The following is a 21,505-nucleotide window of genomic DNA, read 5'->3' as shown; positions in this document are numbered from 1 at the left end:
CTAGCAAACAAGATAATGCCCTTCAGTCAACTCCAGTAAAATCACTTTAAACTGATGCCGGTTAAACTAAATAGCCTGAGTATTAAGCCAAGACAGCCTTCAAGTCGACAAAAACTTGCCATAACCGTTAAACATTTACGAGTGAAATAGTAAAAAAAACCTGACATCAGTCAGGCCTTTTCAAAGATGAGCTGGTATTTTTATTAAAGCGTAATACCTAGTTTCTTCAATTCTTTTTGAACAACTGAGTTCGGTAATGGAATGTAGCCATCTTTTTCAACAATTTTTTGACCCGATTGAGAAAGTACCATAGTTAAGAATTCAGCATCCATTGGCGCTAATGGTTTGTTTGGGTGCTTATTTACATAAACGTATAGGAAACGAGATAGTGGGTATTTTTTCGAGATAGCATTCGCCATATTAGCTTCAACATAGTTGTCACCTTTCTTAGATAAAGCTAAAGCACGAACACCTGATGTTTTATAACCGATACCAGAATATCCAATACCGTTTAATGAAGATGATACGGATTGAACGACAGAAGCTGAGCCAGGTTGTTCATTAACCGTGTTTTTAAAATCACCTTTGCAAAGCGCTTTCTTTTTAAAGTAACCGTAAGTACCCGACACTGAGTTACGACCATAAAGTTGAATATCTTTTCCTTCCCAGTCACCTGTTAAACCTAAATCACCCCAACGGTCTGCATCTTTATTAGCACCACATTTGCGATTATTTGAGAAAATAGCATCGACTTGGTCAATACGTAATCCTTTAATAGGGTTATCTTTATGCACAAATACCGCTAATGCATCAATAGCAACACGAACAGCCATTGGCTTGTAGCCATAACGTTTTTCAAATGCTTCTATTTCACGTGACTTCATCTTACGGCTCATTGGGCCTAAGTTTGAAGTGGCTTCTGTTAATGCTGGTGGTGCAGTAGATGACCCGGCCGCTTGAATTTGTATATTCACATTTGGGTAGGTGCGTTTGAACTCTTCAGCCCAAAATGTCATCATATTTGCTAAGGTATCTGAACCCACTGAAGATAAGTTACCTGAAATACCACTGACTTTTTTATATTCAGGTAAATCTTTATCCATTGCTAATGATGAGAAACTCACCAAGCTTGCTAAACCTATAACGCCTAAAGCACGTTTAAAACCCATGTTATTCTCCACTGAGAGTGTTGTCCCAATTAAATTATTATTAATTTGTTTGGGGCTAATTAATTTGTGAACACTATATAAAGCTTATGTGACAATTATATTTAAGGTTTATGACACTTATATTACAGTGCTGCATATATAGGTATATAAACGATATTAATTGAATTTTTTCTCACTCACTGATAGATGAAAACTAATAGTTACGTGCTAGCTACAGTTTTATAACAATTAGCTTTACTAAGGCATGCTGTGAAGCGCGAAATAAAAAATCAAATCAGAGTGCTCATCATTAGAGCGAAAAAGGTTAAAGCACCCATTCAGATATAATATGAAAACAATGATTATGTTGCTAATGAAAATACAGCGAATGTAGAACCAGTTTTTCCATCAGTAAAGCGCAGAGATATTGATGAGAACCGGCTTAAGCTTAAGTTACAGTTAACTTTGGTGGATAGGGGTTTAGCGAATAAAGCGCTACGAGCACTTTATTCGCTAATGAAAACAGACTCTGTAATAAAATTATTTTTTATTTAATGCTTCAAAGTAAATAATAAATTCACTGCCCTTGCCCCACTGGCTTTCAATGGCTAACTCGGCACTATGATGATGTAAAACATGCTTAACAATTGATAAGCCTAACCCTGAACCACCGGTATCACGAGAACGTGACTTGTCTACTCTAAAGAACCGCTCGGTGATCCGGTTAACATGCTCCGGACGAATACCTGGACCATTATCTTTAACGGAAAATTTAGCCTTGTTACCACTTCGTTGCCATACAATGTGCACAGAACCATGCGCAGGCGTATAAGCAATCGCATTCGATATTAAGTTAACACAAGCACTTTTCAATTCAGTATCTATGCCCTCAATCCATAAATCATCGCTAAGATCAGCGGTAATTTTATGCTGTTTCTCTTGATTAAGCCAAGTGGCATCGTCGACCAATGTTTTAATCAGTTTAGGCATATCAACCAGTTGTTTATTTTCTTCCTCGGCGTGATTTTCTACTCGAGATAAAACCAATAACTGCTCTACTAAACGGTCCATCCGTGATACTTGAGTTTCGATAGTAGTAAAAGCTTTTTGCCAATGAGGCTCGAGCGCATGCTCAGTGGTCAGTATCATTTCGACATAACCACGCACCACCGTCAGCGGTGTTTTGAGTTCATGAGAAACATTGGCAACAAAGTCACGCCGCATTTCTTCTAATCTTTTAATTTTACTGACGTCTCGGGCAAGAAAGAGTACTTGGTCACTTCCATAAGCCATTAAACGTAGTTCTAACTGTAACTCGCTGTTAATAGGTGAAATGATATGACAAGGCTGTTCAAAATTACCTAACTCTAGATACTTAGAGAACTCAGGAAAACGAATAAGGTTATCAATGCGTTGACCAACATCACTAGGCCAACGAATGCCTAAAATACGTTGAGCTTTTTTATTGCCCCACAAAATAGTCAGTTCATCGGACAAGACCAAAGCAGCATCAGGTAATGCTTCAGCACCATCCCTGAATTTTCTAATTCTCTCGTTTAGTTGTTTTTGTTTGTGACGGTGCTGCCTGATCTGTCGATACAAGCCATCATATATTTTTCCCCAAATACCTTCAGATTGCGGAGGAGAAAGTGACTTACTGCGCCACAGCCATTTAATCAATTTAAGTAAGTGATGATAGTGCCAACATAAAATAACCAGCGTACTGATACAGAGCACTAAGAGAGTTTGGCCAATTAAAAAACCAAAGCACGCGCTTATCGACAATATAGTCAATAAACGCGTGATAATACTTTTTACGGATAAACGAAAATACATAGTGAGTCGTTTTTACCTATAAATAATAATAAAATGCATACTTATATATTACACACTCGTTTTAAGCTTTCCAGAGAATCGGTAGCCAGAGCCTCGAACGGTTTGAATAAAATCTTCATGCCCTTCGCCAGTAATTGCTTTACGTAATCGTCTAATATGAACATCTACCGTGCGGTCTTCTACATAAACATTGGTACCCCAAACATTATCAAGTAATTGTTCACGGCTATAAACACGCTCGGTATGGGTCATAAAAAAGTGTAATAAACGAAACTCTGTCGGCCCTAGTTCAAGTGATCTGTCGTTAATTGAAACACGATGGGCAATGGGATCAAGTTTCATACCATGAAATTCAATGGCTTCTTCAAGCGCCGTAGGGGAAACTCTGCGAATAACGGCTTTGATACGTGCGATAAGTTCTTTTGGTGAAAAGGGTTTGGTGACATAATCATCAACGCCGGCATCAAAACCTTTAACTTTGTCATCTTCATCGGCACGAGCAGTTAACATTATAATAGGAATAGAGCGCGTATATTCATTCTGTTTTAATGACTTAGCCAGTTTAACACCTGTACCTCCTGGCAACATCCAATCGAGTAAAATCAAATCAGGATACGGCTCAACAATCTTTGCTTTAGCCTGTTCGTAGTCTTCTGCTTCAATAGCATTAAAGCCATTTTGCTCTAATACAAAAGTAATCATTTCCCTGATCGGCGCTTCATCTTCAACAACCAATATTTGTCTATTCATGTAAACTTCCCGTTGTCTAACTACACTTTACTTGTTGACCATTGTGATAACTATTTATGACATTTATATTACACACAACAAGTTTAATTCATTTATCTTCATGCAAAAAGCTAGTTATAAAAAAAGCGACCAAAAAGTCGCTTTTTATCATCACTATATAGCGATTAACTAAAACTTGTATTCTATACCCGCCGCCAAGTAATCTTGATCAGCTTCATTATCTATATCAAAACTCGTGTAAAAAGCGAAAAGTTTAGTACTTTTAGCTAATGCGTAATCAGCGCCAACTGTCATACCTGAACGGTGATCACCGCCATCATAATTAGCCGTTTGTACTTGTCCTTTAACCGTAATCTTATCAAAACCGTATTTTGCTGAAAATAAGAAACCTTCGACATCACTGCCATCAGAAACTTTTTCTTGTCTGTGAACAATAGCACCTAACGTAAAACCAGCGAGCTTACCCTGGACAGTTAAACGGGCCGCATCATAACCTTTTACTTCTGAATCTACCGCGATAGCAGCATAAATTTTAGATTTTTTAAGCGCTTTATCGCCATAAAAAAGAGCCATTGAGGTGCCATCTTGTCCATCTAAAGCATCTTCTGCAATATAAGTAACACCCAATTGAAAACCGTTAACCTTAGGTGATTTATAAGTAACCGTGTCACTCATGCGGTTCTCACCTTTCCAAAGCTGCTTAATATCGCCGTTTAAATCACTGAATAAATCTACCTTGCCTTGTGACTGCTTTAATACCGTATCGTTAATCCCTAACAATACTTCACCAAAGTTGCCTTTTAAACCTATGTATTGATTACGGTCAGTAATGCTATTACCCTTGTCACTGTCGCCATCAAGGTCCACTTGAAACTCTGCTTTAAAAATAACTTCAAGGCCATTACCTAAATCTTGACCACCTTTAAAACCAATACGTGAAGCGTTACTTTTAATTTCAGAGTAAGAGCCAGTGCCGTCGTCTGATGATTGAACGGTAACATTGGCTTTACCATAAATATCAACATCACCAGCAGATGCTGATACAGAAAGAGTTGATAATAATGCCGCAGCAAGAATGCTATAAGAAAGTTTCATATGTATACCTTATCGATGTCAAAATTATTTATGTTAAGAACGATTAAAATTAACTGATTATTTGCCGCATATTCTGCCTAATTTATATGACACTTTTGTGACAGTATGAATCTTTTTTTAAAAGTTTATGACAATTTTATAAATTTATCTTAATTTTACTAAGAAATACTTCGTATTAGCTACTGCAATTTAAAAGATAAACGTTATTACCTTTGCAAAGAGATAAAAACACCTTATATTGAATAAAAATCATTCATATAGCAGAAAATACTTTTAACCTACCGTAAAATGTCTAAAATCAATGTAGGTATCATAATAAAGAAGATGAAATGAAGGTAACAAGCATATCTCGAAAACTATTGACCCGGGTACTCTCGGTTTATTTTGTTTTAACCTTTATTGTCACCTGCGTGCAAATCGGTGCTGAGTACATTAATACTAAGAGCCATATCAACAGTGAACTGCTGACCTTAGAAAAAACATTTAGCAGCAGTTTAACACGTGCTGTTTGGGAGCTAAACACTCAGCAAGCTGTCGATATTGCAGTAGGATTAGTCGCGATACCTATAATCAAAGGGATTGTTGTCACCGATGAGAATGGCCAAATCATTGCTCAACTAGGTGAGTTTTCCGAAGATGAACTGTTTAATCAACCAGAAAAATTAACCTTGAATAGCGAATCTACCGCCATTAATTCTTTTTCAGAAGGATTATTCGGTCATTCATTTCAACTTATCTTTGAGTTTTCTGGTCGAACAACTAAAGTGGGTACCGTCGTTCTTATATCAAGTAATGAGGTTATTTTCGATCGTATTGAAGTGGGTATATATTTCTTAATCGGTAATGCGATGGTAAAAACAGCCGCGTTAGTTATTTTATTTTCACTCGCCTTTTCCAGTTTATTAACTAATCCGCTCAATGACCTCACCGAACAAATTAATCATTTTGATATAGACGATCCCGAAGCATCAAAACTTCACACCATGAATTATGAGAATAACGAACTCAACATTTTACAAAGCGCCTATAACAATCTGCTCGATGAACTGGTGCAATATCAAAATCGACTGAGTACCGCAAAGCAAGAAATATTAATGGCGAATCATAAACTCGACGATCAAAATTTAATACTAGAACAAGAAGTCGCTAAAAAAACATCGTCGCTGAGTACCACAATGCTTGAAATGAATAAGCAACAGCACGAGCTTATTGAGCAACAAAAACAATTAAAAGCCGAAAATATTCGGCGCAGTCAAACAGAACAAACCTTAACAAACACCAATCAAGAATTAAAAAACTCGATTCAAGAACTCAAAAAGGCGCAAGAGCGTTTACTTGATGCAGAAAAAATGGCAATTTTAGGCAAGTTATCGGCTGAGATATCCCATGAAATTAACACCCCCATTGGTGTCAGTATTACTTCAACCAGTTATTTATCAGATTTATTAAATTCGTTAAAAGATGATATCGAAAACCAAAAGTTAACTAAACGCTCTTTAGATGACTTTACAAAAAGTGCTGACCAAAGTTTATATTTGTTATTTAACAATCTAAATCGTGCCTCTGACTTAATCACTAGCTACAAGCAAGTCGCGGTTGATCAAACCAGCAATAAAACGCGCCAGATTAATGTTGCACAATACCTACATGAAATTATTCAGTCATTACAGCCTAAATTAAAAAAAACCAAACATACGATTAATGTAGATTGTGCTGATAATATTGATATTTATTGCCATGCGGGGGCAATTTCGCAAATATTTACCAACCTGATCATCAATTCTATTATCCATGGCTTTGATGGTATAGACAGTGGCACTATTACCATAGGTGCAAAACTTAAAGGTGAACGCTTACATCTGCATTACCAAGACAACGGCGTTGGTGTTCCTCAAAAAAAATTACCGCAAATTTTTGACCCTTTTTATACCACCAAAAGTGGTACTGGGGGCACAGGCTTAGGCACTCATATTATTAATGAATTAGTTACCGACACATTAAATGGCACAATAGTCGCACATTCTGAGGCTGGACATGGTCTTAGCTATGATATTGAATTTAATGATATGCGCTAAAGTAATTTTCATTTCACTATCTTAACTTTAAGGCTCTGCAAGTGAGTGCTAATAGCTGATATTTAAGTTACTATATTGCTCTTTTAAAATTTATCAGCCGGTGCACTTAGTGTTCCAGCGGCGCAGGAAACTTCTATGTGGTTCAAAAACCTATACTTTTTCACATTTACTCGCCCTTTTGCATTATCAGAAGATCAATTAGAAAAACACTTAGCTGAACATTTATTCACCCCTTGTGGGTCAACAGAGCAATCCCATTTTGGTTGGGTAAACGCTTTGGGTAAACATGGCCATTCAACGGTTCACTCAGCTAACGGCAACCTGTTAATTTGCGCAAGAAAAGAAGAAAAAATTCTTCCTGCTCCTGTTGTAAAAGACATGATTGAAGCAAAAATTGCTCAACTTGAAGTTGAACAAGCGCGCAGTGCAACTAAAAAAGAAAGAGAGCAGTTTAAAGAAGACATTATTTTTGAACTACTACCACGGGCATTTTCTCGTGTCACCGATACCCATGCTTACATCAATGCTGAGCATAACCTTATTGTGGTAAATTCTGGTAGTCGCGGTAAAGCTGAAGATTTATTAGCTTTGTTGCGAAAAGTTATTGGTACTTTACCGGTAACCAGTGTTTCTCCAGAAAAAGCGCCCGATGAATTAATGACCGACTGGTTAAACGAGAAAAGTATTGGCGACAACTTTACCTTAGGTATGGAAGCAGAGTTTCATGCCTTAGGTGATGATGGCGCGGTCGTTCGCGTTAAAAATCAAGACCTAGATAGCGATGAAATTAAAACGCATTTAGATGCTGATAAATACGTAGTGAAATTAGCTCTTGAATGGGATGAGGCGATGTCGTTTATTCTTTGTGACGATTTAGCCATTAAACGTTTAAAGTTTTTTGATGTCTTACAAGAGCAAAATGACGATATAGATGGTGATGACGTTATCGCAAAACTTGATGCCGACTTTGCCTTAATGGCTGGAGAGATTAATCGTTTGATTAATGACTTACTCGCCGAATTCAATGTTAAAGCAACAGATTACTTAGAGAGTTAATACGCTTTAGCTGACTAACGTCTTTGGATATGAAAGCAGCTAAATTTAGCTGCTTTCATATTTCCGCATTAACCGAGTTAATAATACCGGTTAAATAATACCAGTTAAAATAAGTCGACTACTTCAAACGAATAGAGTTGATGATATCGGTCGTTGAAATACCTTCTTCAAAGTTAAGCACTTTAACCGTGCCACCATTGGCCATCACTTCTTTACCACCAGCAATATCTTCAACCTTATAATCACCACCTTTAACTAAAATATCAGGGAGAATATTACTGATAATACGTTGCGGGGTGTCTTCAGAGAAACTCACCACCCAATCAACAGCACCTAATCCAGCTAAAACCGCCATTCGTCTATCGGTAGGATTAACTGGCCGTCCACTGCCTTTTAATCTTTTTACTGAAGCATCGTCATTAACAGCAACAATCAAACGAGTACCTAAAGTACCGGCATGGGTTAAATATGACACATGGCCAGCATGTAAAATATCAAAACAGCCATTGGTCATGACGATATTTTCACCACGAGCTTTTGCTAATTTAACCGCAATTTTTAATTGCTCTTCGCTAACAACACCAAAGCCACTTTCTTGTCCTTGAGAGATTTCAGCTAATAATTCGGCTTCGCTAACGGTTGATGTACCCAGTTTACCAACAACAATACCGGCGGCAATATTGGCTAAAGCACTCGCTTGGGCATAGTCAGCTTTTGCTGCAATCGCCAAAGCAAGTGTCGCGATAACAGTATCGCCAGCACCAGTTACATCATAGACTTCACGCGCGCGAGTTGGTAAATGGAATTCTTCATGATCTCGGCGAAGTAAGGTCATCCCTTGTTCACTGCGCGTCACTAACATTGCCTCTAAATCAAGATGGACTAAAAGTGCCTGACCTTTAGTGACAATATCATTTTCTGTTTTACATGCACCAACCACAGCTTCAAACTCTGATAAGTTTGGCGTTAATAATGTCGCGCCACGGTAGCGTTCAAAATCAGTACCTTTGGGATCAACTAAAACAGCTTTTCCTTGTTTTTTGGCGATAGCAATTAAATTTTGAACGTCAGATAATGTGCCTTTACTATAATCAGACAGCAAGAGTAAGTCATGGTTAACCAACTGGGCCGCCACTTTTTCTTCAAGTACTTTTTTATTTACTTCGCTCAGAGATTCTTCAAAGTCTAAGCGAATTAATTGCTGATTACGACTCATCACACGTAATTTAGTGATCGTTGGAATATTAGCTTGTTGATCAAATTCACAATGAATATTTAGCGCTGATAGCTTTTTTTGCAAATGCTGAGCGGCTTCATCATCGCCGGTGATACCAACGAGAGTCGCCCTTCCACCAATGGAAGCGATGTTTAATGCAACATTAGCTGCACCGCCGGGGCGATGTTCATCTTGATTAATTTTGACAACGGGAACTGGCGCCTCTGGCGATATACGATGTGTTGGACCGTACCAATATCGATCTAACATAATATCACCAACAACCAATACACTTGCTTGCTCAAAAGCGGGAATGTCTACTTTCATCCTATGCCTCTTAACTCTTTATGGATATACAGATATAATGGTTAATATTGTATCACATGAATTTCAATGAGTTGACATCATCCCGTGAGTAAAAATAAAGTTTTACAACCTGATTTTAAAATATCCTTCCTATTACCTAAGTATTGGTTAACTTGGTTTGGGGTAATTATTCTCTATACCATTTCATGGTTGCCTTATAAATTACAATTAATGCTCGGCAGAATGCTCGGGCGTTTACTGTATAAAATAGGCTCAAGTCGCAAAACGGTAGCGATGAAAAACTTACAACTGTGTTTTCCAGAGATGTCGTCACAAGAACGTACCCGTATTTTAAAGAAAAACTTTGAAAACACTGGCATCGCCTTATTTGAAACCGGCATGGGCTGGTGGTGGCCAGATTGGCGAGTTAGACGAAAAACCAAGGTTGTTGGCCTTGAGCATTTAGAAAAAGCCCATCGAGAAGGTAAAGGGGTTTTACTCTTAACTATGCATTACTTAAGTGTAGAAATTAACTGTCGTGGCATTGGTACTGGACACCCTACCGTGGTTTTTTATCGCCCGCACAATAATCAACTGATGGAATTTTTTCAGTTCAGAGGTCGTGGCCGCTCCAATAAATACATGTTGGGTAAGCGCGACGTTAAGGGCTTAATGAAGGCACTACGTGATAAGGAAGTTTGTGTTTATTTGCCCGATCAAGATTATGGTCGAAATCGTAGTTTATTTGTGCCTTTTTTTGCGGTACCTGATGCGGCAACAACTACGGGGACATTAATCTTTGCTCGCCAGAAAAACGTACAAAATCATATACTCATACCAACCAGAAATGACGATGGCAGCGGATACACCTTAGAAATAAAACCGATGATGGAGAATTTTCCTACCGATGATGATGAGGCTGATGTTATTCGCATCAATCAAGAACTAGAAAAAGCTATCATGTTTAAACCTGAACAATATATGTGGTTACATCGACGTTTTAAAACAAGACCCAATGAAGATGACCCTTCACTCTACAAATAAGTTAAAGGCTGAAATCATCAACATTGTATAAATAACAACTTTTCAGTATGGTAGTATTTATTATAGGTACATCATACTGGAATTTTCCATATGGCCTCATAACTAAGAAAGCGTTATATGAACTTTTGGTTACGCAACATTATTTTTGGCTCAATTCTAATTACTTTAGCTTTTTTCTTATTTGACAACCAAGAAGAGCTGTTTTCTTCTTTGGAAGAAGATATTACGGTAACAGCAGAAGTTGCGCTTATTAAACCTGCAGATAAAGCGGTTTTAGCGACAGAGCCCTCTACTCCAATAATAAAAAGTAATAATGCGGCAGCGGATGGTTTATCTCGTTTTTATGCTAATTTACATGGCGATGATGGCAGTTCAGGACCAAAAATTCGCAATAATATCGTTTATTTACAAGAACCCAAAGGCGACATCGTCAAGTTACTTGAAGCTCGACGCATGGTAACGCGCCCCTTACGAAAAAACTGGCGTGGCGCCAATGAAAACCACCCATTTCGCTTAGGTGAAACCCTCTTTCAAAAACTTTCTGAATATGCAAACAAAGAAGGTTTAGAAGTTATTTGGTGGTTAAATAGAGATTTTTTAGTTAAAGACCCTTTTCGCATTAATAAAGAAATCATCAAAACAGCTTACCAAGTGGGTAAAGCGGTGGAAGGACATTTTCGTGAAGGTATTAAAGTCTACTTTTGTCATCAACAACGAGCCATAGTACTGATTGATTTGGATATACCTTACCTCGATGAAGAGTGTATTTTATTACCGCAGAAGTCGCAAAGACGCTAATAATAACGTCTCTGTGATGATCTGGTATAGCTTATAAGGATTTTTTATACAGTGACTGGCAAATTGTAGCAACGTTTTCAGCTATTACTTCGAAGTCTAGCTTAGTCAATAATTGCTGCTCATTTTTTAAGGTCGCGTGGTGACCCAAATCACGTAACGTGCAATAACTCGTGGTTAGCTGCTTTTGTTGTTCGATACTTATTACACCGCAGCGTTGTAGCTCTTTAAGCAAATGTACATTATCAGAATATTTGCAAAGCTCTGGGTGCTTTGAACTTTCGCTAAGCACAAGGAATTGAACTAGAAATTCGATATCAACTAACCCACCTTCGCCTTGCTTAATATCAGTATCAGCCGATGTTGATTTATCTAGATGTGCACGCATTTTTGCACGCATTTTTAATACATCGGTACTAACATTTTCTCGTTCACGCACGCAGGTCAGTATTTCTTGCCTTATTGCTGAGAACTTATTTGCTAATTCAGGATTACCAAATACAGTACGAGCTCTTACTAACGCTTGATGTTCCCATGTCCACGCTTCTTCTCGCTGATATTGTGCAAAAGTATCAACATGAACGACCAACAACCCAGAATTACCAGAAGGACGGAGCCGCATATCTAGCTCATACAAAATACCACTGGCCATACGCGTATTAAAAATGTGCATGATACGCTGTGCTAGCTTCATATAAAATTGCGAAGCGGGGATCTGCTTTAAACCGTTTGTGACTTCATTACTTTGACTATTATGAACAAAAACCAAATCTAAGTCCGAACTATAACTTAATTCTATGCCCCCCATTTTTCCATAGCCAATCGCAGAAAAACCTTTGTGATCTTGACCAACCGTTGACGTTGGCACACCAAAACGTTGAGAGATCTGTTGCCAAGCCAAATGAATAACTTCTTCAATAATCGCCTCGGCAAGGGCTGTTAAATGATCACTAACCTTAGTGACGGGTAAAATCCCACAAATATCCCCAGTGGCAATACGCAAATGTTGGGCTTGTTTAAATTGCCTTAACATGTCCATTTGCGCTTCTTGATCCTCTTCAGGTATCCGCAACATAGCTTGCCTTAAGTCAGCTGAATAACTACTGAGTTCTGGCGGGTTGTGTAACAATTTAGGATCGATTAATTCATCTAATAATATTGGATATTTGGCAAGATGCTCTGCTATCCAACTACTTTGAAAACACAATTTGATTAGGTGCTTTAAGGCACCTTCATTTTCAAAGAGTAATTCAATATAAGCGGTACGCGTTGATATCTTATTAAAGATAATTAAGACCCGCTCTAGTGTAAAGTGGCCACTATGCTCTTGTTGTATATGCCACATTAAAACCGGGACTAACTTATCGAGTACGCCACGTCCTCGATTACCAATACTGCGTTTTTCCATCTCAGCTCTAAATTCAGCAAGCAGACTCCATATTTTTTTAGCATCAACGAAGACACTAACCTGCTCTATCCAAGCAATACTTTCCTCGTCTGACCATTTACTGTCCCATAGTGCGCTCCAATGCTGATCTTTCGCTTGGTGATTAGGACTCTCTTCGCCAATAAGCGCACAAAACTCCTGATGAACACCGTTCATTTGTAGCGCTAAAAATTCAAGGAATTCTGACCATGTTTGACATTGTTGGTGATTAAGAGCCCATAATAAACGTGTTTGATCCAAGTCATTATCTGGCAGGGTCTGAGTTTGTTGATCATTTAACGCTTGAATAATATTCTCGACTCGTCGTAAAAAACAATAAGCAGCGGTCAGTACAGCTTCATTCTCAGCAGTAATTTCTTCTTTCTCAACTAAGATAGGCAACACTGTTAATAAGCGACGATGTTGTAATTCTTTTATCCGTCCACCACGAATAAGCTGAAACACTTGTACTATAAATTCAACTTCTCGAATACCACCAGCACCGAGTTTTATATTGTTATTTAATTGCTTACGACGCACTTCTTGCGCAATCATCATTTTCATACGGCGTAAGCTATCGATAACACTAAAATCAATATAGCGACGATAAACAAAAGGACGAAGTATGGTTGAAAGTTGATCATGATATTTACCGTGACCAATAAGACGCGCTTTAAGCATCGCATAACGTTCCCAGTCACGCCCTTGCTCTTGGTAATAATCTTCCATGGCATTAAAGGTTAAAACAAGTGGACCACTTTCGCCAAAAGGACGTAAACGCATATCCACGCGATAAACAAAACCATCGGCTGTTTTTTGATGTAAGGCAGTAATTAATTTTTGTGCCAAACGAATAAAAAATTGCTGATTATCAAGACTACGCCTGGCTCCTTGAGTTTCGCCCATTTCCGGGTAGGTAAAGATAAGATCGATATCAGAAGAAAAATTTAATTCGCGCCCGCCTAGCTTGCCCATGCCATATACTAACAGTTGCTGAACTTCACCACTTTTGCTGGTTGGAACTCCCCACTTACCTTGGCAAAAAGATGTTAACCAGTTTAATGCCGCTAAAATAAGCTGGTCAGCGAGTTCCGATAAACGCTCTAACGACAAGGTTAATTCAAGCTCAAATAACAAGTCAGCAACAGCAATATTCACCATTTCTTGTAAACGAAATTTCCGTAAAACTTTATGTAATTGCTCTTCACTTTCACAAGGGGCAATTAGCTCAGTAAGCATTTGCTGATAATTGGGACAGTCAGTTTGGTAAACTCGTTCAGTTGCAAATAAAGACACCACAATTTCAGGGCACTGCAATGCACTGTTTAATATAAAGTCACTTGCCATTAATGCCTGTTGAAAATCGGCGAGTTGCTGCTTGGACAAATTGGTGGTTGCTTCAGGATATTGATGATTAAACAATTGCGTGCTTTTTTGCTGTTGAAGAGAAAGTATATTTGGCAGCTGAGTTGATTTATTCATTTAATGACCCATTTGTTAACTATGCAAAAGATAAGGAAGAAGAATTTCAAATGAAATCACGAATTAATAGACATATTATGTCTATGATGCTATTAATACCGGGTTATATATATTAGACATATAGATAGCAAATTCGTACTCAAATAACCTGAGTATATGTTAACCATAGCATTTTTGAGGACACTATGGCAGGAATGCAACACATCAAATACGCTTTTTTAAGCTTGATTATTTTCTTAGTCGGTTGCTCTGATCCCTTCGAAGAAAAAATTAAACAACAAACGCCAATCACTGAGCTTCGTATCCAACAATTAGCGGACGCTTTAACCGGTGGCCAGGTACGTAATGCCAGTTTAATTCATCAGTATGCTGATAAACTTAAACAGCAAAAACCTAATCTTACACAATTAATAGACGAATTTAAAAAAGATGCGACGACAAAAGGCCCGATGTATTTGTCGCTGCTCGACCGCTTAGCAACCGTTAAAAATCAACCGGGTATGTTTGCCAGTAAGGAAGACATTTTCAACGAACTGGTTAACATTTACCTTGCCGCTGATCCGGTACTTTATTCTGATGCGTTAAGCGACCCGCTCAATGTGCTCGCTGACATGTCTGATGGAGTTTTACCGCGCGTTAACTCACTATCAAAAGCACAAAGTAAACAAGCCAATAATGCTCAGGACTTCGGTACGGGTGAACAGTTAATTGGCAATCCAAGTTACGGTAGTTGGACGCAAGGCAGTAATGGTATGTCTTTTTGGGCGTGGTATGGCATGTATTCAATGATGGGTGATGTATTTGGCTCACGCCGTACTTCATACAATGATTGGGGACGTTCAAGAAACTACAGTTACTATAATGATTACGGCCGTACTCGCTATAGTTCACCAAGCCAATTAAAAAAACAAAATGATTTAGATACCCGTACAAAGAAATCATTTCAAAGCCGTGGCCAAAAATACAGCAGTACTTACAGTAAAAGTAGAACCGGTTCATCTAGCCTTTCTAAACAAAGTAGTACCGCACAAACCAGTGCCAAGCGTTTTAGTACCAATAGTTCATACGCAAAAAAATCTAGCTACTCAAAAAGCTCCAGCTTTAGAAACAGCAAAAGTACCACATCTCGCAGCTTTAGACGCGGCAAATAACGAGTAGGATATAGGAATTAACATGAATACATTTTTTGAAATTACTGCCCTAAATCAAGATTTATTAATTTACTTAGTCATTGATATCTCTATTGCGATTGTTTTATTAGGTGCAATGCGTTTTATTTCAGGTTTATCCGCTAAAGTTAACTCCACGCAAGAGCTAGCCCAAAAAGACAACTTTGCTTTTGGCATCAGTGTCGCAGGGAGTGTTGCTGCCTTAGGTATTGTGCTTACCGGCGCCATAAGCGGTGAAAATGCGCCAAGTTACTGGATGGAATTTATTGGTATGTTCGCTTATGGCACATTAGGCTTAATACTGATAAAAATTGGTCGAGTTATCCATGACAAGTTATCACTACAACATCTCAATAAAACACAAGAAATTTTAAACGAAAACATAACCATAGGTATTGTTGATGCTGCTGGCGCCATTGCTACCGCTATTATCATTCGCGCGGTATTACTTTGGGTACATGGTTTAGATGTCGATACCTTTATCGCCATTATTGCCGGTTTTATTATTTCTCAAGCTATTTTGCTCATGGTCACTCGTTTAAAAGAGCGCCAATACGCTAAAAATAATCAAGGCGATTGCCTGCAAGAAGCCTTTGCTCGAGGACAAACCGCCCTTGCCATTCGTTATGCCGGTCAGTTGATTAGTACCGCTTTAGCCGTTACCGCAGCAAGTCACTTTTTAACGTACTCTCCTGAAACGTTATTAAATAATTTAGTCTCTTGGTTTGTATTCGCTATTGTGATGACGCTATTGGTCGCTTTGTTAACCGCAATTGCCAAACGTATTGTGCTTTGGGGGATTAACTTAGTTGAAGAAGTAGATCAACAGCAAAATATCGGCGTTGCTTGTGTTGAAATGGCAACGAGTATTTCAATTGCCCTTATACTCACCGCATTGATGGCATAGCCTTCATTCCCTCTTTATACCCAAAAGCTTTAAGAGCATAAACTCTTAAAGCTTTTTTATGTTCAGGGTGAACGGTATATCGCGTTCACCTGTTGTTGAAGGTGTCGAGCGCTTTATATTTATGAATAAAAAACAATTATTTTGGAACGATACCCTACTTATTTTAACCATGGCTGTTTTAGCTGGCTGTGGCTTAATTTATGAATACCTTCTCTCCCATTATGCTGGTCGTGTTTTAGGCGCAATGGAAAGTACCATTTATGCGATGATCGGCTTAATGATTGTCGCCATGGGCTTAGGTGCTTTTGCCGCGCGAAAGATCACCTGTGCGTTCAAAGGCTTTGTTTGGTTAGAGTTAACTATTGCTTTCTTAGGTTGTAGTTCAATTTTGATTATAGGTGGCTTAATAGCGCTAACTCAAACGTTTCCACAGGTATTAGCAGACACCTTTAATTTACCCCCCGACTCCATGCCCCAAGGTGGTTTTTTAAAACAACTTTCGCAACTCGCCTTTAATAGTCCTTATTTTTTTGGTTTCATCTTAGGCTTTTTCATTGGTATGGAAATCCCATTAATTGCCCGTATTAGAGAGTCTATTCATCAAAAACATTTAAAAAATAACTTAGGTACTATTTACGGTGCCGACTATGTTGGGGCGGGTATTGGTGCTGCGGTTTGGGTTGTTTTTTTATTATCAATTGATATTAGCAAAGCCAGTGCATTAACTGCCGCGTTAAACCTAATTGTCGGTGGTATTTTTATCTTTCATTTTTGGAATAAACTCACCTGGCGAAAAACCTTAGTTTCCCTTCATATTTTACTATTGGTCGCCATTTGCGTTATTTATCAGTCGGGTAATAGCTGGTTAAACCAAATGAGTAACTTGCTCTATTTAGATAAAGTTGTTTATACCGATAAGACCCGTTATCAACAACTAAACTTTACTCAACGACATATGGGAACAGCCCAGCCAAGTGTAATTAATTTTTATCTTAATGGCCGTTTACAATTTTCGTCTGCTGATGAGTTTATTTATCACAGTTATTTAGTCAGTCCGGTTATGGCTGGCTCTGCTAGACACGACAATATATTAATTATTGGTGGTGGTGATGGATTAGCATTACGTGATGTGTTGCAGTGGTCGCCAAAAAAAGTCACCTTAATTGATTTAGACGCCGAGTTAATGCAAATATTTTTGGATCCTACCGAAAAGTTATCACCGTCGTTGGCCGCTCAGCTTAATCAATTAACGCAAAAAAGTTTACAAGACCCTAGGGTAAAAATTATTAATGAAGATGCCTTTTTAGCGATTGATACCTTGTTAAAACAACAAAAAACCTTTGATAGCATCATTGTTGACCTACCGGATCCTAGCCATCCTGATTTAAATAAACTTTATTCTGTTAATTTTTATGCGCGCTTACAGCAGTTACTCGCAGGTGACGGCTTAATTGGCATACAATCGGCAAGTCCATACCATGCCAAGGATGCTTTTATTGCGATTGGAAAAACAGTAAAAGCGGCTAAATTCGCTCATGTTCAGCAATATCACGATAATGTGCCAAGCTTTGGCGAGTGGGGTTGGACGATAGCGTCAAAACGTGGTGCTAGCCCCCTTAACCGTTTACAGTCTTTAGAAAAATTACCAATTGAACATCATTGGCTAACACTACCTATGGTGATTAATTCGTTCGAGTTTTCAAAAAGCTTTTATAAAGACCAAGCAGATGTTCCTATTAATTATTTAGGCAGCCATAGTATTTATCAATTACACCAAAAAGCATGGCGCGACCAGCAAGGTTTGAACAATGCCTATTTACAAGAATGACAAATAAATAACAAATAATACAAATCGGCACTTGACATATTATGTCAAAGTGCTAAATTTACCTCAACGACATAATATGTCTGAGAGATATTCACTTTTAGATTTATTAACGACAAACACAGAATAAGGAATCACATGAATATCCATAAAATTGCTGATCACTTAAATAGCTTAGCGGACAATTCTGAAACCGGGATGGTTTTTGATTGTCAGCCTATTTCAGGCGAAGTGGACGTTTTACAAATTACTGTTATCGACCGCGAAGAATTACCAATTTTTGTTTCTGTAACCGATGATCAAATTCTATGTATCACTTACTTATGGGGCGTAGAAGAAGTAAAACCTGATTGCCTACAAGACATGCACGTAAGCATGTTAGAAATGAATATTCCAATGCCATTATCGTCATTTTCAAAAATTGGTGATAAATACGTAATTTTTGGCGCTCTTTCTATTAATTCATCATTTCATGATATCGAACACGAACTAGGCGTTTTAAATAGTAACGCGATGGAAATTATAGATGACATGGGCGAGTACCTAATTTAATTAACCACCCTAAGGAAAAAAACTATGAGTATTTTTAAAAAGATAATGACCGCAATTCGAGGTGGCGCTTCAGAAGTTGGTGAATCAATTGTTGATTCAAATGCTACCCGTATTTTTGAACAAGAAATTCGTGATTCAGAAAATCATTTAACCAAAGCTAAACGTGACCTTACCGGTGTTATGGCTCAGCAAATGTCATCAAGCCGTGAAGTTGACCGTTTAAAGCGTGAAGTTGTTGAGCACGAAGGCTATGCCGTTCAAGCCCTTGAAAAAGGTGATGAAACGTTAGCATTAGCCGTTGCTGAAAAAATTTCTACCTTGGAAAATGATCTAGCGTCTCAACAACAAGCACTTGATAGCTTTTCAGGTAGTGCAAATCGTTTAAAAGAATTAGTGAAGAAAAGTGAACGTCAAGTCGGCGAATATAAGCGTCAACTTTCTATGGTTAAAACGACTGAAAGTGTGCAAAAAGCCACTTCGGCAATCACAGACAACTTTTCATCAAGTAACTCTAAGTTATTAAATGCTAAAGATTCTTTAGAACGCATTAAAGCTAAGCAGCAGAAGTTTGATGATCAAATGAAAGCAGCAGAAGTACTTGAATCTGAAAATTCAGATAATTCATTAGCCGCTCAACTTAAACAAGCAGGTATTGGTGGCACGGATAATAGTGCAAATTCAGTATTAGATCGTTTAAAAGCTAAACAAAAGTAGTACACAAGCTCGTTAGTCATTATTGGTTAACTAGCACCGTTTTAACCGCCTAGCTGTTTTCCTCCCAACAACTAGGCGGATTTTTGGGATCTGAATATGAGTTTTCTAAAGCGACTATTTAAAAAGAAAGCAGACGAACGCCAAGTTAACTCAGCTGAAGAGTTAAAGGTTAAAGATATTATTGTATTGACCGATAGTTTCGCCTTACCTGAATCGTTACGCACACAACAGTTTCAAGTATCAGCCATTAACTGCTACGAGTTTGAAAGTGACACACAAACTGAGTGGGTATTACAAGGCGCAAACAACCTTGAACTCTATCTAACTATCGAAAATGACGACCAAACTTACCTTAAATTTGCCCTTAAAATTCAACATCAAGATATCGAGTCACTTTTCGATTTAGATGAGTTTGCCACGGTATTTGATGAACCAGGGGAAGCTTTTCTAGAGAAAAAGTCAGATTCTTCATTAACGTCAGGTTGGAGTAGTCCACAATATCAGCAACAAGTTTTTGCAAAAGTAGGCTATTTTCACCGCAGAGATAATCGCACTGAAAGTTTGAGCGCCTATGAAGGAAATGAAGCGGGCGAACAATTTGAACTTTATAGTTTGCTTGATGAAGAACAAGCACGTGGTATTGATATCGAAGTATGGCAAGATGGTGATACCGATCTGTTTATTACGTTATACCGTCCAACTTCTGATATTATTGATATTTTCCCAGGGAGCTAATTTGTGAGCAGAAAATTACCTGAAAAATGGCAATCTTCAATTCAAGCAGTCAAAGCAGTACAAGTTGCTTTTGATATGGATGAAAAAGTTCAATTAGCAATTCGTACTCAAGCATTACATGCCGGCTTGAGCCCTTCGGATCAAATTCGCGATATTCTCGGTCTGCCAACAAATAAAAGACCTAAACGACCTCGCTTAACAGTGAGTTTAGGACAAGATGACTACCAAATATTAGCATTAAAATACGATCTATCCCCTGAACAACAACTTGAAATAAAGCGTAAATTAATGGATGATTTAATTCAGCACGTTACGCTAAACAGTCAAGAATAATGGTTAATTACCGCACAGTGAGTTTATAGACATTATGATGATCACCCATAGACTTAAGCATTACACTATCGATGAATTTGGTATTAAGAATTACAAGTCTCGATATATTTTAATCTTAACGGTATTAACGCTCTATTTGATTATGGCAGCGGCGGCAAAACTCTTACTGCATTTTGAACTACCCGCTCCATCAGCCAATATTAAAACATATAACGATGCTTTTTGGGCGTTACAAGTCAGCTCTAGTACCATAGGTTATGGTGATTACTATCCCGTAACTACAGGCGGTAGAGTGGTTGTTATGTGTATGTTCTATATTGGTGTTGGATTAATGAGCTTTATTGGTGCGCAGTTTATCAATCGTTTTTTTGGATTTTCTAACACCGATGTTAAAAATAGAGAGTTGCGCAGACAGAACAAAGAAATACTAGATCATAATAAACAACTCGAAATAAAAATTGATTTATTAGTCAATAAGATTGAAGAAGTTATTCACAAATCAGCCAAGTAAATATTAATAAATAATGTAATAAAATTATTATATTATGCCATACTTGTCTTTGAAATATAAAAAAGGGAAAACACTATGTTAATAAAAACTATTGCTCTAGCAGCACTTATCATGACAGCAACAGGCTGTGCTAACACCGACGCTTTAGAAGCAAGTGTAAGTAGCCTAAACCAAAAGGTTGATACACTAACCAATAAAGTTAATGCCTTAACGGATGAAGTTGCCGATGTTAAAAGTCAGCAAACAATGAATACAGAAACAATAGAAGGTGTTAAATCATCTGTTGCTAATGCTAATGAACGTATGGATAACATTGCATCTAGCTATAAAAAATAACAGCTAGACCATAGGTCTATGAAATAAAACACGAGATTGATTATATCAGCCTCGTGTTTTTTTATGCCTGCTATTTAGTATCAGTAAACTATGATCAGTGACGTACACGGATGTACTCTTGTCTTGTAAGGCATGAGCCTGAGAAAGACCATCCTGAACATCGTCGCTCCTTGCTATCCATGGCATTACGACAT

Annotated in this window: 19 protein-coding genes; 13 read left to right on the top strand and 6 right to left on the bottom strand. The window is 38.0% G+C overall.

All coding sequences use genetic code 11. The features are described 5' to 3' along the window. Window positions 1-203: 203 nt before the first annotated feature. From ESZ26_RS00965 to ESZ26_RS00950, 4 genes are all read right to left on the bottom strand, one after another. Entirely contained in the window at window positions 204-1,169 is a 966-nt protein-coding gene (locus ESZ26_RS00965) for a PstS family phosphate ABC transporter substrate-binding protein (protein WP_146796267.1), read from the bottom strand. Window positions 1,170-1,688: 519 nt separating this feature from the next. Further along, a complete protein-coding gene (phoR, locus tag ESZ26_RS00960) occupies window positions 1,689-2,984 on the bottom strand; it encodes a phosphate regulon sensor histidine kinase PhoR (protein ID WP_146796264.1) in 1,296 nt (431 codons plus the stop codon). A gap of 48 nt (window positions 2,985-3,032) precedes the next feature. Continuing rightward, entirely contained in the window at window positions 3,033-3,734 is a 702-nt protein-coding gene (gene phoB, locus ESZ26_RS00955) for a phosphate regulon transcriptional regulator PhoB (protein WP_146796261.1), read from the bottom strand. A gap of 168 nt (window positions 3,735-3,902) precedes the next feature. After that, window positions 3,903-4,829 carry a porin gene (locus tag ESZ26_RS00950; protein ID WP_146796258.1) on the bottom strand — a complete coding sequence of 309 codons (927 nt, stop codon included), beginning with the start codon at window positions 4,827-4,829 and terminating at the stop codon, window positions 3,903-3,905. Between the two features lie 329 nt (window positions 4,830-5,158). Here ESZ26_RS00950 and ESZ26_RS00945 point away from each other — a divergent pair, with 329 nt between their 5' ends. Continuing rightward, the gene (locus ESZ26_RS00945) at window positions 5,159-6,904 is read left to right on the top strand and encodes a sensor histidine kinase (RefSeq protein ID WP_146796256.1); all 1,746 of its coding nucleotides are present in this window, start codon (window positions 5,159-5,161) and stop codon (window positions 6,902-6,904) included. Window positions 6,905-7,039: 135 nt separating this feature from the next. Beyond that, a complete protein-coding gene (gene rdgC / locus ESZ26_RS00940; RefSeq protein WP_146796253.1) occupies window positions 7,040-7,960 on the top strand; it encodes a recombination-associated protein RdgC in 921 nt (306 codons plus the stop codon). Window positions 7,961-8,078: 118 nt separating this feature from the next. Here the strand turns inward: rdgC and hldE are convergent, their stop codons facing one another. Beyond that, window positions 8,079-9,503, bottom strand: a complete 1,425-nt coding sequence (gene hldE, locus ESZ26_RS00935; RefSeq protein ID WP_146796250.1) for a bifunctional D-glycero-beta-D-manno-heptose-7-phosphate kinase/D-glycero-beta-D-manno-heptose 1-phosphate adenylyltransferase HldE — start codon at window positions 9,501-9,503, stop codon at window positions 8,079-8,081. Window positions 9,504-9,587: 84 nt separating this feature from the next. Between hldE and lpxL the strand changes: the two genes are divergently transcribed. Both lpxL and ESZ26_RS00925 read left to right on the top strand, forming a co-directional pair. Further along, window positions 9,588-10,526 carry an LpxL/LpxP family Kdo(2)-lipid IV(A) lauroyl/palmitoleoyl acyltransferase gene (gene lpxL / locus ESZ26_RS00930; RefSeq protein WP_146796247.1) on the top strand — a complete coding sequence of 313 codons (939 nt, stop codon included), beginning with the start codon at window positions 9,588-9,590 and terminating at the stop codon, window positions 10,524-10,526. 117 nt (window positions 10,527-10,643) lie between these two features. Beyond that, window positions 10,644-11,324, top strand: coding sequence for a TcpQ domain-containing protein (locus ESZ26_RS00925; RefSeq protein WP_146796244.1), 681 nt, complete (start codon window positions 10,644-10,646; stop codon window positions 11,322-11,324). Window positions 11,325-11,355: 31 nt separating this feature from the next. On the opposite strand, the gene glnE is transcribed toward ESZ26_RS00925, so the two are convergent. Further along, entirely contained in the window at window positions 11,356-14,229 is a 2,874-nt protein-coding gene (gene glnE / locus ESZ26_RS00920) for a bifunctional [glutamate--ammonia ligase]-adenylyl-L-tyrosine phosphorylase/[glutamate--ammonia-ligase] adenylyltransferase (RefSeq protein WP_146796242.1), read from the bottom strand. A gap of 185 nt (window positions 14,230-14,414) precedes the next feature. Here glnE and ESZ26_RS00915 point away from each other — a divergent pair, with 185 nt between their 5' ends. The 9 genes from ESZ26_RS00915 (at window position 14,415) to ESZ26_RS00875 (ending at window position 21,311) form a co-directional block, all read left to right on the top strand. Further along, window positions 14,415-15,380, top strand: a complete 966-nt coding sequence (locus tag ESZ26_RS00915) for a hypothetical protein (RefSeq protein WP_146796239.1) — start codon at window positions 14,415-14,417, stop codon at window positions 15,378-15,380. A gap of 22 nt (window positions 15,381-15,402) precedes the next feature. Then, window positions 15,403-16,305, top strand: a complete 903-nt coding sequence (locus ESZ26_RS00910) for a DUF350 domain-containing protein (RefSeq protein ID WP_146796238.1) — start codon at window positions 15,403-15,405, stop codon at window positions 16,303-16,305. A gap of 121 nt (window positions 16,306-16,426) precedes the next feature. Continuing rightward, window positions 16,427-18,133 carry a polyamine aminopropyltransferase gene (locus ESZ26_RS00905; protein WP_146796395.1) on the top strand — a complete coding sequence of 569 codons (1,707 nt, stop codon included), beginning with the start codon at window positions 16,427-16,429 and terminating at the stop codon, window positions 18,131-18,133. Window positions 18,134-18,268: 135 nt separating this feature from the next. Next, a complete protein-coding gene (locus tag ESZ26_RS00900) occupies window positions 18,269-18,682 on the top strand; it encodes a YjfI family protein (protein WP_146796235.1) in 414 nt (137 codons plus the stop codon). Window positions 18,683-18,706: 24 nt separating this feature from the next. Next, window positions 18,707-19,396 (top strand): PspA/IM30 family protein, encoded by a 690-nt coding sequence (locus tag ESZ26_RS00895; RefSeq protein ID WP_146796233.1) that lies wholly within the window; start codon window positions 18,707-18,709, stop codon window positions 19,394-19,396. 96 nt (window positions 19,397-19,492) lie between these two features. Then, the gene (locus ESZ26_RS00890; RefSeq protein WP_146796231.1) at window positions 19,493-20,131 is read left to right on the top strand and encodes a hypothetical protein; all 639 of its coding nucleotides are present in this window, start codon (window positions 19,493-19,495) and stop codon (window positions 20,129-20,131) included. Between the two features lie 3 nt (window positions 20,132-20,134). Then, window positions 20,135-20,464: a hypothetical protein gene (locus ESZ26_RS00885; RefSeq protein ID WP_146796229.1), complete on the top strand. Its 330-nt coding sequence runs from the start codon at window positions 20,135-20,137 to the stop codon at window positions 20,462-20,464. A gap of 34 nt (window positions 20,465-20,498) precedes the next feature. Beyond that, complete coding sequence (locus tag ESZ26_RS00880; RefSeq protein WP_146796226.1) at window positions 20,499-20,975, top strand: potassium channel family protein; 477 nt, start codon at window positions 20,499-20,501, stop codon at window positions 20,973-20,975. Between the two features lie 75 nt (window positions 20,976-21,050). Further along, window positions 21,051-21,311 carry an LPP leucine zipper domain-containing protein gene (locus ESZ26_RS00875; RefSeq protein ID WP_146796224.1) on the top strand — a complete coding sequence of 87 codons (261 nt, stop codon included), beginning with the start codon at window positions 21,051-21,053 and terminating at the stop codon, window positions 21,309-21,311. Window positions 21,312-21,505 lie beyond the last annotated feature (194 nt).

The organism is Colwellia hornerae (genome assembly GCF_007954355.1).
Classification (GTDB): domain Bacteria; phylum Pseudomonadota; class Gammaproteobacteria; order Enterobacterales; family Alteromonadaceae; genus Colwellia_A; species Colwellia_A hornerae.
This window is presented reverse-complemented; position numbering and strand designations above follow the sequence as displayed.

What these genes read in the sequence shown, in the direction of transcription:
- ESZ26_RS00965 (WP_146796267.1), bottom strand. Translation starts at nt 1,169, where the DNA reads ATGGGTTTTAAACGTGCTTTAGGCGTTATAGGTTTAGCAAGCTTGGTG.
- phoR (WP_146796264.1), bottom strand. Translation starts at nt 2,984, where the DNA reads ATGTATTTTCGTTTATCCGTAAAAAGTATTATCACGCGTTTATTGACT.
- phoB (WP_146796261.1), bottom strand. Translation starts at nt 3,734, where the DNA reads ATGAATAGACAAATATTGGTTGTTGAAGATGAAGCGCCGATCAGGGAA.
- ESZ26_RS00950 (WP_146796258.1), bottom strand. Translation starts at nt 4,829, where the DNA reads ATGAAACTTTCTTATAGCATTCTTGCTGCGGCATTATTATCAACTCTT.
- ESZ26_RS00945 (WP_146796256.1), top strand. Translation starts at nt 5,159, where the DNA reads ATGAAGGTAACAAGCATATCTCGAAAACTATTGACCCGGGTACTCTCG.
- rdgC (WP_146796253.1), top strand. Translation starts at nt 7,040, where the DNA reads ATGTGGTTCAAAAACCTATACTTTTTCACATTTACTCGCCCTTTTGCA.
- hldE (WP_146796250.1), bottom strand. Translation starts at nt 9,503, where the DNA reads ATGAAAGTAGACATTCCCGCTTTTGAGCAAGCAAGTGTATTGGTTGTT.
- ESZ26_RS00925 (WP_146796244.1), top strand. Translation starts at nt 10,644, where the DNA reads ATGAACTTTTGGTTACGCAACATTATTTTTGGCTCAATTCTAATTACT.
- glnE (WP_146796242.1), bottom strand. Translation starts at nt 14,229, where the DNA reads ATGAATAAATCAACTCAGCTGCCAAATATACTTTCTCTTCAACAGCAA.
- ESZ26_RS00915 (WP_146796239.1), top strand. Translation starts at nt 14,415, where the DNA reads ATGGCAGGAATGCAACACATCAAATACGCTTTTTTAAGCTTGATTATT.
- ESZ26_RS00910 (WP_146796238.1), top strand. Translation starts at nt 15,403, where the DNA reads ATGAATACATTTTTTGAAATTACTGCCCTAAATCAAGATTTATTAATT.
- ESZ26_RS00905 (WP_146796395.1), top strand. Translation starts at nt 16,427, where the DNA reads ATGAATAAAAAACAATTATTTTGGAACGATACCCTACTTATTTTAACC.
- ESZ26_RS00900 (WP_146796235.1), top strand. Translation starts at nt 18,269, where the DNA reads ATGAATATCCATAAAATTGCTGATCACTTAAATAGCTTAGCGGACAAT.
- ESZ26_RS00895 (WP_146796233.1), top strand. Translation starts at nt 18,707, where the DNA reads ATGAGTATTTTTAAAAAGATAATGACCGCAATTCGAGGTGGCGCTTCA.
- ESZ26_RS00890 (WP_146796231.1), top strand. Translation starts at nt 19,493, where the DNA reads ATGAGTTTTCTAAAGCGACTATTTAAAAAGAAAGCAGACGAACGCCAA.
- ESZ26_RS00880 (WP_146796226.1), top strand. Translation starts at nt 20,499, where the DNA reads ATGATGATCACCCATAGACTTAAGCATTACACTATCGATGAATTTGGT.
- ESZ26_RS00875 (WP_146796224.1), top strand. Translation starts at nt 21,051, where the DNA reads ATGTTAATAAAAACTATTGCTCTAGCAGCACTTATCATGACAGCAACA.